The 14,294-nt window shown below is 68.0% G+C and carries 11 protein-coding genes; 3 read left to right on the top strand and 8 right to left on the bottom strand.

Features of this window, described 5'->3' with window-relative positions; all coding sequences use genetic code 11:
* Positions 1–90 precede the first annotated feature (90 nt).
* The 4 genes from purH to W7U_RS01340 all read right to left on the bottom strand — a co-directional run bounded on the left by purH (position 91) and on the right by W7U_RS01340 (position 4,993).
* The gene (purH, locus tag W7U_RS01355; RefSeq protein WP_008254027.1) at positions 91–1,674 is read right to left on the bottom strand and encodes a bifunctional phosphoribosylaminoimidazolecarboxamide formyltransferase/IMP cyclohydrolase; all 1,584 of its coding nucleotides are present in this window, start codon (positions 1,672–1,674) and stop codon (positions 91–93) included.
* Positions 1,675–1,687: 13 nt separating this feature from the next.
* Positions 1,688–2,317: a phosphoribosylglycinamide formyltransferase gene (gene purN / locus W7U_RS01350; RefSeq protein ID WP_008254024.1), complete on the bottom strand. Its 630-nt coding sequence runs from the start codon at positions 2,315–2,317 to the stop codon at positions 1,688–1,690.
* Positions 2,318–2,606: 289 nt separating this feature from the next.
* Positions 2,607–4,058, bottom strand: a complete 1,452-nt coding sequence (locus W7U_RS01345) for a DUF6350 family protein (protein ID WP_232518746.1) — start codon at positions 4,056–4,058, stop codon at positions 2,607–2,609.
* Positions 4,059–4,096: 38 nt separating this feature from the next.
* The gene (locus W7U_RS01340; protein ID WP_008254020.1) at positions 4,097–4,993 is read right to left on the bottom strand and encodes a DUF5336 domain-containing protein; all 897 of its coding nucleotides are present in this window, start codon (positions 4,991–4,993) and stop codon (positions 4,097–4,099) included.
* 242 nt (positions 4,994–5,235) lie between these two features.
* On the opposite strand from W7U_RS01340, the gene W7U_RS01335 reads away from it, so the two are divergent.
* A complete protein-coding gene (locus tag W7U_RS01335) occupies positions 5,236–6,084 on the top strand; it encodes an LLM class F420-dependent oxidoreductase (protein ID WP_008254017.1) in 849 nt (282 codons plus the stop codon).
* A 6-nt stretch (positions 6,085–6,090) separates the two neighbouring features.
* Here the strand turns inward: W7U_RS01335 and W7U_RS01330 are convergent, their stop codons facing one another.
* From W7U_RS01330 to sucC, 3 genes are all read right to left on the bottom strand, one after another.
* Positions 6,091–7,617 carry an acetyl-CoA acetyltransferase gene (locus tag W7U_RS01330; RefSeq protein WP_008254015.1) on the bottom strand — a complete coding sequence of 509 codons (1,527 nt, stop codon included), beginning with the start codon at positions 7,615–7,617 and terminating at the stop codon, positions 6,091–6,093.
* A 75-nt stretch (positions 7,618–7,692) separates the two neighbouring features.
* On the bottom strand, positions 7,693–8,595 hold the full coding sequence (gene sucD / locus W7U_RS01325) for a succinate--CoA ligase subunit alpha (RefSeq protein WP_008254012.1): 903 nt from the start codon (positions 8,593–8,595) through the stop codon (positions 7,693–7,695).
* A gap of 12 nt (positions 8,596–8,607) precedes the next feature.
* Positions 8,608–9,771, bottom strand: coding sequence for an ADP-forming succinate--CoA ligase subunit beta (gene sucC / locus W7U_RS01320; protein ID WP_008254009.1), 1,164 nt, complete (start codon positions 9,769–9,771; stop codon positions 8,608–8,610).
* Between the two features lie 329 nt (positions 9,772–10,100).
* On the opposite strand from sucC, the gene W7U_RS01315 reads away from it, so the two are divergent.
* Positions 10,101–11,153: a M23 family metallopeptidase gene (locus tag W7U_RS01315; RefSeq protein WP_008254007.1), complete on the top strand. Its 1,053-nt coding sequence runs from the start codon at positions 10,101–10,103 to the stop codon at positions 11,151–11,153.
* A 1-nt stretch (position 11,154) separates the two neighbouring features.
* Positions 11,155–11,742: a hypothetical protein gene (locus W7U_RS26365; protein ID WP_170320551.1), complete on the top strand. Its 588-nt coding sequence runs from the start codon at positions 11,155–11,157 to the stop codon at positions 11,740–11,742.
* An 84-nt stretch (positions 11,743–11,826) separates the two neighbouring features.
* Here W7U_RS26365 and pcrA read toward each other — a convergent pair whose 3' ends face one another.
* Positions 11,827–14,169, bottom strand: a complete 2,343-nt coding sequence (pcrA, locus tag W7U_RS01305) for a DNA helicase PcrA (RefSeq protein WP_008254003.1) — start codon at positions 14,167–14,169, stop codon at positions 11,827–11,829.
* Positions 14,170–14,294 lie beyond the last annotated feature (125 nt).

The following is a 14,294-nucleotide window of genomic DNA, read 5'->3' as shown; positions in this document are numbered from 1 at the left end:
ATTGTGTTCGCCCCGCTATTGCCGACCCAAAGTGATGCTATTTCCATTCGCGACCATAGAGCAAGGACTGGGATCGACAATTGCCGATCTTCAGTGGGCGAAGTGGCGCGCCCCAGTGAGATACAGCGTGATGCCGGCGTTGGCCGCGGCCGCGGTCACCTCGTCGTCGCGCACCGATCCGCCCGGATGCACGATGGCCTTCACCCCGGCAGCGGTCAGCGTCTCGAGTCCGTCGGGGAAGGGGAAGAACGCGTCCGAGGCCGCGACCGCGCCGCGCACCCGATCCCCGCCGCGTTCGACGGCCAGCCGCGCGGCGTCGACGCGGTTCACCTGACCCATGCCGACGCCGATGGTGGCGCCACCGGCGGCGATCACGATCGCATTCGATTTGACGGCGCGGCATACCCGCCAGGCAAAAGCCAGGTCCGCCAGCGTTTCCGGGTCGGCGGGGTCCCCCGTCGCAAGGGTCCAATTCGCCGGGTTGTCCCCGTGGGCGTCGAGTTCGTCGCGCTGCTGCACCAACAGCCCGCCACTGACGGGCCGCAGTTCGGTGCCGCCGGTGAGCGGCTCGGAGGCGACCAGCACCCGGATGTTCTTCTTGCGGGTCAGGATGTCCAGGGCGGCCGGATCGTAGGCGGGCGCGATGATGACTTCGGTGAAAATCGTGCTGACGTATTCGGCCATCTCGACGCTGACTTCGGTGTTGGCCGCGATGACCCCGCCGAATGCGCTCAGCGGATCGCATTCGTGGGCCTTGCGATGGGCGTCCGCCACCGAGGCCGACGAAATCGCGATTCCACATGGGTTGGCGTGCTTGATGATTGCCACGCATGTCTCTTCGTGGTCGAAGGCGGCCCGCCATGCCGCGTCCGCGTCGGTGAAGTTGTTGTAGGACATCTCTTTTCCGTGCAGCTGCTCGGCCTGGGCCAGCCCGGGCCACGCGCTCGGGTCGTTGTAGAGCGCGGCCTGCTGGTGCGGGTTCTCGCCGTAGCGCAGCATCGCCGAGCGGCGCCAGCTGCGGCCCAGCCACTTCGGGAAGGCGGTCGCTGGATGTTCGGGGGCCAGCGTCGACTCCATCCAACTCGCCACCGCGATGTCGTATTCGGCGGTGTGCTGAAACGCCAGCGCCGCCAGTCTTTTGCGCTCGGCGAGCGTAAACCCGCCCTGCCGGACCGCGGCCAGCACGCCGTCATAGCCCTGCGGGTCGGTGATCACCGCCACGCTGGGATGGTTCTTCGCGGCGGCCCGCACCATCGACGGTCCCCCGATGTCGATCTGTTCGACGCAATCGTCGATGCTCGCGCCGGAGTCCACCGTCTCGCTGAACGGGTACAGGTTGACGACGACGAGTTCGAAGGCCGCGATGCCGAGCTGTTCGAGCGCCTCGGCGTGCTCGGGTTTGCGCAGATCCGCCAGCAGGCCCGCGTGCACGCGCGGGTGCAGGGTCTTGACGCGGCCGTCGAGCACTTCGGGGAACCCGGTCAGTTCCTCGACCCGGGTCACCGGAATGCCTTTTTCGGCAATGTTCTTCGCGGTGGATCCCGTGGAGACGATCTCGACGCCCGCCGCGGCCAGCCCCCGGGCCAGGTCGATGAGCCCGGTCTTGTCGTACACGCTGATCAAGGCGCGGCGGATCGGCCTTTTGGCGTTCTCCCGCCAGTCGTCGGTGCTCATCCGTTGTCGCCTTTCATCCGATCGTCGCTTTTCTCCCGACCAGGGTCAGCCCGCCGGTTGCGATCGCGGCCACCACGTCCGCGAGCAGCTTGCGTTCGGTGACCTTGATGCGTTCATGCAAAGTCTCTTCGTTGTCGCCGTCGAGCACGGGAACGGATTGCTGCGCCAGGATCGGCCCGGTGTCCGTCCCGGCGTCCACCAGGTGCACCGTACAGCCTGTGATTTTCACGCCGTAGGCCAACGCGTCGGCCACCCCATGCGCGCCCGGGAACGCCGGCAGCAGCGCCGGATGCGTGTTGATGACGCGTCCGTAGAACCGTGAAAGGAATTGTGGTCCAAGGATTTTCATGAATCCCGCGGACACCACTAGGTCGGGCGAGTGAGCGGCGGTGGCCTCGGTGATAGCGGTGTCCCAGGCGTCGCGGTCGGGGTGGTCGCCGAGCCGGACGGTGAAGGTGGGCAGGGACGCGGCCGCGGCGATCTCGGTGGCCAGGCAGTCGCGGTCGGCGCCGACGGCGACGATCCGGGCAGGATAGTCCGCGACCGCGGCGGCGATCAGGGAGTTCAGCAGCGATCCGGTGCCCGAGGCCAGTACCACTACCCGCGCCGACGCGTTGGGGGGCACATGGAGGGCTTCGACCACATCGGCGAGCCTAGTCGGGCGACGATGCGCGCCCTTACGGGCGCGCTGAGGAGCCCGACGATCGGCACAGCGGGCGACGATGCGCGCCCTTACGGGCGCGCTGAGGAGCCCGACGATCGGCACAGCGGGCGACGATGCGCGCCCTCACGGGCGCGCTCAGGAGCCCGATGGCGGCGGCATGCGTTTGACGATCAAGCTGGCCAATAGGGCAATTGCCCACCTCCGAGCGACAACCGTCCGACGCCCGCGATTTCCCACGGCCGTTGTCGCTCGGAGGTGGGCAATTTGCCTATTGCTCCGGATCGCGTTCGGCAGCGGTAGGTCCCGGCTCGCCCTCCGCCGCGGGAGACCCCGCCTCGCCCTCCGCGGCGGGAGACCCCGGCTCGCCCTCCGCGGCATCGCCCTCCACCGCGGGAGACCCCGGCTCGCCTTCCCCGGCATCGCCCTCCACCGCCGGAGTCCCCGGCTCACCCTCCCCCGGATCACCCGCGGGACCCTCGAAGACGTCCTCCTCCGCCACCCGATCGTCGAAAACATCGGTGAAATCGGCCGGCTCTTCGGCCGGTGCGGCGGACGCGGGTTTGGCCCGCAACCGCCTGGGTCGGGGCCTGATCCCCCCACTCAGCACCACGGTGATCCCGCCGATCACCGTGAACCAGAAGAAGACACCGAGCAGCAACGCGCCCTGGTCGACGCCGACATGGCCGAAGTTACCCAGCTGGCCGCTCCCGGCGTACGCGAGCAGCGACATCACCAAAGCCCCGGCGGCCGAGGCGACCAACAGCTTGACCATCGCCGCGGCCGGCGGCAGCGCACGCCGGGCGCACTGCTGTCCCACCGCCACGCCCGACGACGCACCGATGATGAGCAGCGCAACCCATACCGGCCCCAGCGGCGGCCTGGGCACCGCCGCCAACACCGGCAAGGCCGGAATATCGCCACCGAACACGGTGAACGAGCTGAACGTCGCGAAACCGATGTGGGCGCTGGAGCCGACGGCGACCGCCGCGGTGCCCACAATCACGTTGGGCGCGTACAGCATTGACAGCAGGGTGAGGCTGAACTCGCCGAAGATCGAATCGGTGATGCCGTAGAGCTCCTGCATGGTCGCCCAGTGCACGACGAGCGACCCGGCCGTCACGAACCCGGAGAGCCCGAGCAACGCCAGCAGGCCGGCGGACGCGGCGCGCAGCGAATCGCCCAGCCAATAGGGCAACGACGACACCGCCAGCACGCGTGGCCCGACCCGGGACCACACCCCGATTCCCGCGCCGGCTGCGTGGACCACGAGCACGCTGAGGAACGCCCGCAGCGCGCTCGGGGTTTGCAGCTCGGTGATCACCGACGACGCGTCGTGGATGACGGCGAGGGCGATGGCCGTCATCAGCAAGGGTCCGCCCAGCGCCGACCCCACCACCCAGCGAACGACCAGCCACGACGAGTGCGGCGAGGTGGCCCGCGCCGTGCTGCGCGCGGTGGCCCAGACCATGAGCAGCACCGGCAGCAGCGGCATCACACCGAGTTCGCGGCCACCGATGGAGATCGGCACCTGGTGCACGCCGAGCCACATGCTGGCGATGGCACCCAGGGCGCCGGTCATGTCGCTGTTGGCGATCAGCAGTTGGATGAGCGTGACCGCGGCGATGATGACCAACGCCACCACGGCCGGGGCGAACGCGACCCTGACGAGGTCACGCGCCTGGCGAGCGCCCGCTGCCCGGTTGTCCTCTAGCCGTGTCACTCTTGGGCACGTCCCCGACTAGGCGCGACAGCGCACGGTTAAGCGGGCGCTGGGCCAGACGGTGAGGACGGCGACTGCTGCTCCTGGCCGAAGGATTGACCGCCGGATTGCTCGGAGTAGTTGGTGGGTGAACCGGCGTCCGATCCGCCGCCGACGTTCGGCGGCGGGCTGAAGCTGGGGAAGCCGGTGGGGGGCGTCGACGAGCCCTGGTGCTGCGCGGACGGCTGCGAGCCCGACTGCGGCGAAGGCTGGGCGCCGAAACCGCCGGTCGGTGCGCCGCCCTGGGTCGGCGCACCGCTGGCCCCATAACCGCCGTATTGCGATCCGTATCCCTGCTGGCCGCCGTGCTGCTGGCCGCCCGGCTGACCGTAGTAGGGCTGCTGGCCGTACTGCCCGTATTGCCCGTACTGGCCGTACTGCGAGTAGGGGTCGTACTTGGGGCGCGGCGTCGGCGCCGTGATCACGCCGGAGTCCAGCAACACGACGACGACTGCGGCGATCGCCTGCAGCACGATGGCCGCCACCAGGGGCCACATCGCCCAGCCGATGGCGAAACCGGCGGGCAGGTTGATCGTCTCGGTGATGGCCAGCAGCGCTCCCAGCACCGCGATGACCGCGACAACGCCCACGTAGCTCTTGGCTTTCGGGAGCAGGCTCAGGCCGGCGAGCAGCGCGGCCAGCAGGGCAACCACGACCGCGGTACCGGCATCGCCGGCCCGGCCACCGATGCCCGGCCCGAGGTCGGCGCTGATGGTGAACGTGGGCCCGAAGTTCAGGAGGTAAGCCACCAAGCCGAGCACCACCACCGCAATGTTCAGATACAGCGGCAGCTTGCTCTTGCCGTCGTCTTCTTTGGCGAACGAGGGTGTGGCGCCTGCATACGTGCCGCCGGACTGCGGCGGTGGGTATCCGGGGCTACCGGGAGAGTAGGTCATTGCTCCTCCTGTTGCTACCAGTGCCTTTAAGTGCCGAGCGGGCGCCGCGGTGGCGATGCGACGCTGTGCTTGCAGGCGCGTCACCGCATTGCGACGCGGTCGATCACCCACGCTAGCGCACGTGCGGGAACCGGTGGCGCCGCCACTGTCTTGGGCGGCGAGGCCCCCGGCGGCCCTCCGGCGAGACGGTCGGTATCACCGGAGCTTGCTCAGCACAGGTAGAACACGTTCTAATTCTCTGCATGGATTACGGGCTTGTGCTTTTTACCAGCGACCGCGGCATCTCTCCGGCGACGGCCGCGAAGCTTGCCGATGACCACGGCTTTCAAACCTTCTACGTGCCAGAACACACTCATATCCCGATCAAGCGAGAGGCCGCGCACCCGACGACCGGCGACGCGTCGCTGCCCGACGACCGCTACATGCGCACGCTGGACCCATGGGTGAGCCTGGGCGCCGCCTGTGCCGTCACGTCGCGGGTGCGACTGTCGACCGCGGTGGCGCTGCCGGTCGAACACGACCCGATCACGCTGGCGAAAAGCATTGCCACCCTTGACCATCTCTCCGGCGGACGGGTCAGCCTAGGCGTCGGATTCGGTTGGAACACCGACGAACTCGCCGACCACAACGTGCCGCCCGGGCGCCGGCGCACCATGCTGCGCGAGTACCTCGAAGCGATGCGGGCGCTGTGGACCGAGGAGGAAGCCTCCTACGACGGCGAATTCGTCAAGTTCGGGCCCAGCTGGGCCTGGCCCAAGCCGGTGCAGTCGCACATCCCCGTGCTGGTGGGCGCCGCGGGCACCGAAAAGAACTTCAAGTGGATCGCGCGCAGCGCCGACGGCTGGATCACCACCCCACGCGACTTCGACATCGACGAACCGGTCAAGCTGCTACAGGACACCTGGGCGGCCGCGGGCCGCGACGGCGCCCCGCAGATCGTGGCACTGGACTTCAAGCCCGTCCCCGAAAAGCTCGCCAAGTGGAGCGAGCTGGGCGTGACCGAGGTGCTGTTCGGGCTGCCGGACAAGCCCGAGGCCGAGGTCGCCGCCTACGTCGAACGGCTCGCCGGCAAACTAGCGGCTCTCGTGTAGCTGCGGTCAGGCCAGCGTGGCCCGGTTGTCCTTGTCCGTCGACCGCACCACGATCGAAGCCCCCAGCGGCTCGCCGTCGCTGAGTAACCCGACCAGATCGGGGTCCTCGCTCAGGGCCAGGAAGCGGCTGCCGTCGTCGTCGAGGCGGCCGATGATGAGGCCGGTGCGCACCGGCCAGTCGTAGCGCACGGTGTAGGTCTCGATGGTCGCGCGACCGTCGGCCTTGATGGTCACCGCCATCTTGGGGCGGGCCGCGACCTCGGCGCGCGGTGCGGCGCTGTTGTCGGGCTTCCAATTCACCGGCGTGGTCGAGTACACCCCGACGGAGTACTTGCTCATGATCCCGCCGTTGGCGGCGACCAGGCCGAATTGCCCTGGCAGATCCCGCATTTCGCTGACCGTTTCGGCGATGCCGTGCAGTGAGTAGTTGTTGCCCGGTCCGCCGAAGTACGGCAGGCCGCCGGTGAGTGTGAGCCCCCGCGGATCGTCGGTGGCCAGCTGAGTCCCGTCGCAGAAGTTGAACACCGGCACCGGGAAGCAGCTGTAGAGGTCGAAGGTCGAGACGTCGTCGATGCCGACACCGGCCACGGCGAGCGCTTCCTGGACCGCCAGCACCGAGGCCGAGTTGTAGGTCAGATCGAGGCGGTCGAGCAGTGGCTGGTCCACCATGTCGGCGTGGCCGTGCAGGAACACCCAGCGCTCCTCGGGCACGCCGAGCCGGCGGGCGGCGGCCACCGACATCAGCAGCGCGGCGGCGCCCTGATTGACCTGATCGCGGGCCACCAGCAGCCGCGGGTACGGATCGCAGATCATCCGGTTGGACTCGGTGACGGTGATGAGCTCGTCGACGCTGCGCTCCACCGGGGAAGACGCGAACGGGTTCTTTGCCGCCACCTTGGTGAACGGGGCGAACAGCTCGCCCATTTCGCGCCGGTAGTCGGCGACGCTCAATCCCAGCCGGGCGCGGCGCGCGTTCTCCAGCAGTCCGTACTGGGCCGGCGCTCCGATCAGCCCATGCGCGACGGTGTAGTCGTCGAACAGGCCGTCGTATCCGAACCCGCGGTCCTCGAGGGAACCCTCGACCGTGTCGGAATGATCCGGCTTATCCCGGTCGGCGAAATACCGGATGCTGGACGTGTTTTCGGAGCCGAAGATCATCACGACCTGCGCCTCCCCCGAGGCGATGACACCGGCGAACTCGGTGACCAGATGCTGGGGGCCCTGGCCGCCGATGGGCTCGAGGATCGCGCGTGCCGGCGCGGCGCCGATGCGCTGGGCCACCGACCGCGGGTAGTTGTTGGACTTGCCCATCGGCGCGGGGGTGCGCCCGGAGATCTCGAACTGCCGGAGGGCGGCGACGGTGTCGATGGCCGCGGCGACGGCGGTGACGTCGGCCCCGGTGTCATGTAGTGCGGCCTGCGCCGCTGCCGTCGCCAACTCCACCGACGACATTCCGCGGTAGCCGGAGTCCTCGATGCGCTCGGTGAACTGCCCCACGCCGACGATGACGGGCGTGTTCGGGTCGAGATTCATAGACCCACTATCTACCGTGTGCCGGGCCCCGGCCAAATCCGGGGCCCCCTCGCGGCATCGGCCAGGCACGGCCCCCTACAGGTTCTGCAGGATCTCCCGGGCGAGCGCCGCGGTCTCCGACGGGGTCTTGCCGACCTTGACGCCGGCGGCCTCCAGCGCTTCCTTCTTGGCGGCCGCGGTGCCCGACGAGCCGGACACAATGGCGCCCGCGTGGCCCATCGTCTTGCCTTCCGGCGCAGTGAATCCCGCGACGTAGCCGACGACCGGCTTGGACACGTTCGCCTTGATGTAGTCGGCGGCGCGCTCCTCGGCATCGCCGCCGATCTCGCCGATCATCACGATGACCTTGGTGTCGGGGTCCTTCTCGAACGCCTCGATGGCGTCGATGTGGGTGGTGCCGATCACCGGGTCACCACCGATGCCGATCGAGGTGGAAAAGCCGAAATCGCGCAGCTCGTACATCATCTGGTAGGTCAGGGTGCCCGACTTGGACACCAGGCCGACCGGACCGGGGCCGCTGATGTTGGCGGGGGTGATGCCGGCCAGCGCCTCGCCCGGGGTGATGATGCCGGGGCAGTTCGGCCCGATGATGCGGGTCTTCTGCCCCTTGTCGACGTTGTAGGCCCACGCATAGGCGCTGTCCTGCACCGGAATTCCCTCGGTGATGACGACCAGCAGCGGGATCTCGGCGTCGATGGCCTCGATGATCGCGTCCTTGGCGAATTTCGGCGGGACGAAGACGACCGACACGTTGGCGCCGGTCTCCTTCATCGCTTCGGCGACGGTGCCGAACACCGGCAGCTCGACGTCCCTGCCGACGGGGTCCACGTGCGAGACGGTGGTGCCGGCCTTGCGGGCGTTCACGCCGCCCACCACCTGGGTGCCGGCCTTCATCATCAGCGCGGTGTGCTTGGTGCCCTCGCCACCGGTGATGCCCTGGACGATGACCTTGGAGTCTTTGTTCAAAAAGATCGACATGGCTTGGGTCCCTTACTTGTGCGCCAGCTCGGCGGCTTTGTCGGCACCGGCGTCCATGGTCTCGGCCTGGATCACCAGCGGGTGGTTGGCTTGGGCCAGGATGCGCCGGCCTTCGTCGACGTTGTTGCCGTCGAGCCGGACCACGAGCGGCTTGTTCGCCTCGTCGCCGAGCATATTCAGCGCGGTCACGATCCCGTTGGCAACGGCGTCGCAGGAGGTGATGCCACCGAACACGTTCACGAAGACGCTCTTGACCTGCTTGTCGTTCAGGATGACGTCCAGGCCGGCGGCCATCACCTCTGCCGACGCGCCACCACCGATGTCCAGGAAGTTGGCCGGCTTGACCCCGCCGTGCTTCTCGCCCGCGTAGGCGACGACGTCCAGCGTGGACATCACCAGGCCCGCGCCGTTTCCGATGATGCCGACCGAGCCGTCCAGCTTGACGTAGTTGAGGTCGTGCTCCTTGGCCTTGAGCTCCAGCGGGTCCGTGGCGTCGCGGTCCTCGAACTCGGCGTGGCCGGGCTGACGGAAGTCGGCGTTGGCGTCGAGGGTGACCTTGCCGTCCAGCGCCAGGATCTGGTCTTTGGGGTCGCGCACCAGCGGGTTGACCTCGACCAGGGTGGCGTCCTCGGCGACGAAGACCTCCCACAGCTTGTTGATGGTGACGGCGGCGGCGTCCAGCACCTCGGCGGGCAGGTGGCCCTGCTCGGCGATGGAGCGCGCGGTCGCCAGGTCGACGCCCTTGACGGCGTCCACCGGAACCTTGGCCAGCCGCTCGGGCTTGGTCGCGGCGACCTCCTCGATTTCCATGCCGCCCTCGACCGAGCACATGGCCAGGTAGGTGCGGTTGGCGCGGTCGAGCAGGAAGGAGATGTAGTACTCCTCGGCGATGTCGCTGGCCTCGGCGACCAGCAGCTTCTTGACGACGTGTCCCTTGATGTCGAGACCGAGGATGTTCTTCGCGTGCTCGTAGGCGTCGTCGGGCGTCGCCGCGTACTTGACGCCGCCGGCCTTGCCGCGCCCGCCGACCTTCACCTGCGCCTTGACCATCACCGGACGGCCGATCTCGGTGGCGATCTCGCGGGCGCCCTCGGCGGTGTCGGTCACGCGTCCCGGCGTAGTCGGTACGTTGTGCTTGGCGAACAATTCTTTTGCTTGATACTCGAAAAGGTCCATGGACTCTCTGTCTTCGCTCGACTCAACTGCTAGGCCTCTTGGTGGGCGGTGCCGCAGCCGGCAACTCGCACGGACGAACTGTATCCACCCTCGAAATGGCTTTGACCGCCGCGTCCGCCGATGTGGCACAGCTCACGGGACATGGATAGACGGTCCGCGTGATCCAAATCACAATTCCGGCCGGATTGTGCGACGAGGTTGCCAGTCCCGCGCGTCAGCGGATACCTTCCTAGGGTCCAGATAACGTTATGGTCACGATACGAGGACATTTCAGGTTGCCCCAGCACCGTTTTGCCACGCCCGCTGCCGTAACAACAGGCATCTTGAGGGTGAGTCGCGCGGCAGGCGCCCGGTCGGCGGAGCCCCATCGCACCGAAGTCACGGAGATCCTTCCGCTCGACGGCTTCGACTTCGATGACCTTGATTTCAGCGATTCCTATGACGACGTCGGCGATCACGCCGGACTGGACTTCAGCAACGACTCGACGTTCGACAACGAAGCGCAGGTCCTGCTGGCGCCGGAGCTCGACGACCTTCACGAGGTCGACGACCTGAGGCCTCGGTGGCTGGCCGCGCCCGCCACCGAGGTGTTGCCGCGGGTCCCCGTCGAGCCCCACACCGAGCGCCGCATCGATCACGCGCGCGCCACCGACGTCGTCGGCGCCGCCCGCCGCGGGGGGCAGCACCGCAAGCAACCCACCAGCGCGGCCCGCGGTCGCCTGCTGATCTCGGCGATGGCCGCCGGCGCCGCCGCCGCGGCCGCCCACACGGCCACCAGCCACGCCGACACCCCCAAGACCGAGGCGGTGCTGACCGCCAACGCGTCCGCGCTCACCGGCGGGTCGGGCAGCAACACCGTCCGCGGCCCCCAGGTGATCGCGGTGGAGCCCGCGGCCACCGCGGCACTGCACAACCAGGAACTCGCCCGGGGTGTGGCCTTCGCCAACGACCGCGCTCACCGCGAGGCGCGCTTGCAGCAACCGCTCTACGTGATGCCGACCAAGGGCATCTTCACCTCCAACTTCGGTTACCGCTGGGGCGTGCTGCACGCCGGCATCGACCTGGCCAACTCGATCGGTACGCCGATCCTGGCCGTGTCCGACGGCGTCGTCATCGAAGCCGGCCCGGCCGGCGGTTACGGGATGCTGGTCAAGCTGCGGCACGCCGACGGCACGGTCACGCTCTACGGTCACATCAACACCGCCCTCGTCAGCGTCGGCGAACGCGTGATGGCCGGCGATCAGATCGCCACCATGGGCAACCGGGGCAATTCGACCGGCCCGCACCTGCATTTCGAGGTCCTGCAGGGCGGCACCGAGCGGATCGATCCGGTGCCGTGGCTGGCTAAGCGTGGTCTTATGGTCGGCAACTACGCTGGTTGAGGTGACCGCGCCGAACGAACAACCTTCCGGTCCGCCTCCGTCCGAGCCCACTGCGGAGCCCTCATCTCCCTCCGATTCACGGACGCGGATCATCCGCCGCGCGCCGACCGGACCGATCCCCACCACGCCGGACTCCCCGACCAGTCAGTTCGTTCCGCCGCCCCCGACGTACCGCGGCCCGCGTGCGGGACGGACGGGTTATGCGGGAGTGCCGGCCCTGGAACCCAGCGATCGCACGGCTGTCGCCGCCTGCGCGGTCAGCATTCTCAGCGGATGGGCCACGTCGGTGGTGGCCACCGATCTGATCGCCGGCTGGTGGCGCACCGATCGCCTGTTCTGCATCGCGGTGGCGTTTCTCGCCCTGGTGTTCGGCGCCACCACGGTGACGGGTGTGATCGCGCTGCTGCAGCGCCGACCGGTCAGCCGCTACCTCCTGTTGGCCGGCGCGCTCGTCGCGTTCCTCACCTATATCGGCGTGTTCATCGCCGGCGCCCGTGTGGCGTGGGTCGTGCACCTGCTGCCGCTGTTGCCGATCTCCACGGCGGTGCTGGTGATGCTGCCGCAAACCAAACGCTGGCTGGACGCCTGACCTTCGCCGAACGTGTTCTGGCGGCGAAGATTTCGCTGATTTCTCGCCCTGGGTGCACGTTCGACGCGCCGTAGTCTCGCCCGGTTAGAGCTTGCTGATCGGGGCGTGGTTGTGCATCAGCTTGACCCGTCCCGAGCTGCCGAAGTCGATCAGCGACATCGCCGATTCGCCGACGCCGGAAACTTCTTCGACCCGCCCGAGGCCATACTTGTCGTGGGTCACCCGGTCGCCGGGTTCGAGCACCAGCAGCGGTCGTTTGCTCATCCCGGAACGAGTGGGCGCCGCGCGCGGCGGGCCGAATCGTCCGGCGCCGCTCACCGGCGCGCTGAACGACGGCGCCGGCGCGGTGCGGCGCCAATCGATCAGTTCTTGCGGAATCTCCCGCAAGAAACGGGATTCCGGGTTGAGCATGGGCTGCCCCCAGGAGGAGCGGACGATGGCCCTGCTCAGGTACAGCCGCCGGCGGGCCCGGGTGATGCCCACGTAGGCCAGCCGCCGCTCCTCGGACAGTTCGGTCGGGTCGTCCAATGACCGCATGTGGGGGAACATCCCGTCCTCCCACCCGGTGACGAACACCACCGGAAACTCGAGGCCTTTCGCGGTGTGCAGGGTCATCAGCGTGACCATGCCGGCGCCGTCCTCGGGGATTTCGTCGCTGTCGGAAACCAGCGACACCCTTTCCAAGAACTCCGCCAGCACACCGGTATCCGGCACGTCCTCGTCTTCGGGCGTGTGCAGCGACTCGTCCAGCGCGTCGGCGTTCGCCCGGTCGGTACTGAATTCGTGTGCGACACTGACGAGTTCGTTGAGGTTGTCCAACCGCGCCAGTTCCTGGGGATCGCTGGAGGATTCCAGCTCCCTGCGGTACCCGGTGCGTTCGAGCACAGACTCGACGAGATCCCCGAGATCGTCATCCAGGCGGCCGCGCAGCTCGTCGAGAAGCTCGACGAAACCCGCGATCGCCTTCTCCGCGCGGGAATTCAGCATCGGCACTTTGCCTTCGGCCGCGGCGACGAGTGCGTCGGCGAAGCTGGCCCCGGTGTTCTCGGCGTACACCGCCACGCAAGCCTCGGCGCGATCTCCGATGCCCCGTCGCGGGGTATTGAGGATGCGCCGCATGCTGACCGCATCCCCGGGGTTGTCCAGCACCCGCAGATAGGCGACAATGTCGCGAATCTCCTTGCGCTCGTAAAACCGCACTCCCCCAACGACTTTGTACGGAATCCCGGCGCGGATGAAGACCTCTTCCAACGACCGCGACGAGTTGTTGGTGCGATAGAAGACGGCGACGTCGTTGTAGGTGATCTCGCCCTTGTCGGCGAGTGCGTCGATCTCCTCGGCGACGAATCTGGCCTCGTCGTGCTCGTTGTCGGCGACGTAGCCGACGATCAATTCGCCGGCGCCTTCGGCGGTCCACAGGCGTTTGTCCCGGCGCCCGGAATTGCGGGCGATCACGGAGTTGGCCGCCGACAAAATGTTCTGCGTCGACCGGTAATTCTGTTCCAGCAGAATGGTTGTCGCGTCGGGGTAGTCGCGTTCGAAGTCCTCGATGTTGCGGATGGTGGCGCCGCGGAACGCATAGATCGACTGGTCGGCGTCGCCGACCACGCACAACTCGGCGGGCGGCACATCGTCGGACGATGCCGGTGCTTCTGTGCCGCCGCGGCCCACCAGTTCCCGCACCAGCACGTACTGGGCGTGGTTGGTGTCCTGGTACTCGTCGACGAGCACATGCCGGAACCGCCGCCGGTAATGCTGGGCGATCTGCGGGAAAGCCCGCAACACCGCCACGGTTTCCCCGATCAGGTCGTCGAAGTCCAGCGCGTTCGCCGCCCGCAGCCGGCGCTGATACTCGCCGTAGACGCTCGCCACCGTGCGCGACAACTCGTCGGAATCGTCGGTCAGCTTGGAGACCGCGTCGGCGGGGTCGATCAGCTCGTTCTTCAGGTTGGAGATGGCGTTGGCCAACAGCCGCGGCGAGTAGCGCTTGATGTCGAGGCCCATGTCGCGCCCGATCATCTGCAACAGCCGCCGCGAATCGTCGGCGTCGTAGATCGAAAAGTTGGAGTTGAGGCCTTCGATCAGGGACGCCTGGTTGCGCAGGATGCGCACGCAGGTCGAGTGAAAGGTGGACACCCACATGGCGCGGGCCCGGTTACCGACCAGCCGCACCACCCGCTCCCGCATCTCGGCCGCGGCCTTGTTGGTGAAGGTGATCGCCAGCACCTGGCCGACCCCCACGCCGCGGGCCGCGATCAGGTAGGCGATGCGACGCGTCAACACCGCGGTCTTGCCCGAACCCGCCCCGGCGACGATCAGCAGCGGGGAGCCCTCGTGCACCACCGCCTGGCGCTGTTGCGGGTTGAGCCCCTCGAGCAGTTGATCGGCTTCCGAGGCCGGCTTGGTATCTGTTGCGTGCACACTCATGTCAGTCCAAACTTACCGCCGCCCAGTGACACAAAGCGCCCAGGCATCAAACCAGGCTAGTGGCTCGGCCGGCCTGGATCGCGCCCCGCGGGCCACCGGAGAATGGGCGTGTCGGAACGCATTCT

The organism is Mycobacterium sp. H4Y (assembly GCF_000364405.1).
GTDB lineage: Bacteria > Actinomycetota > Actinomycetes > Mycobacteriales > Mycobacteriaceae > Mycobacterium > Mycobacterium intracellulare.
Note: the sequence above shows the minus strand (reverse complement) of the source record. Positions and strands in the feature narration are given on the sequence as shown.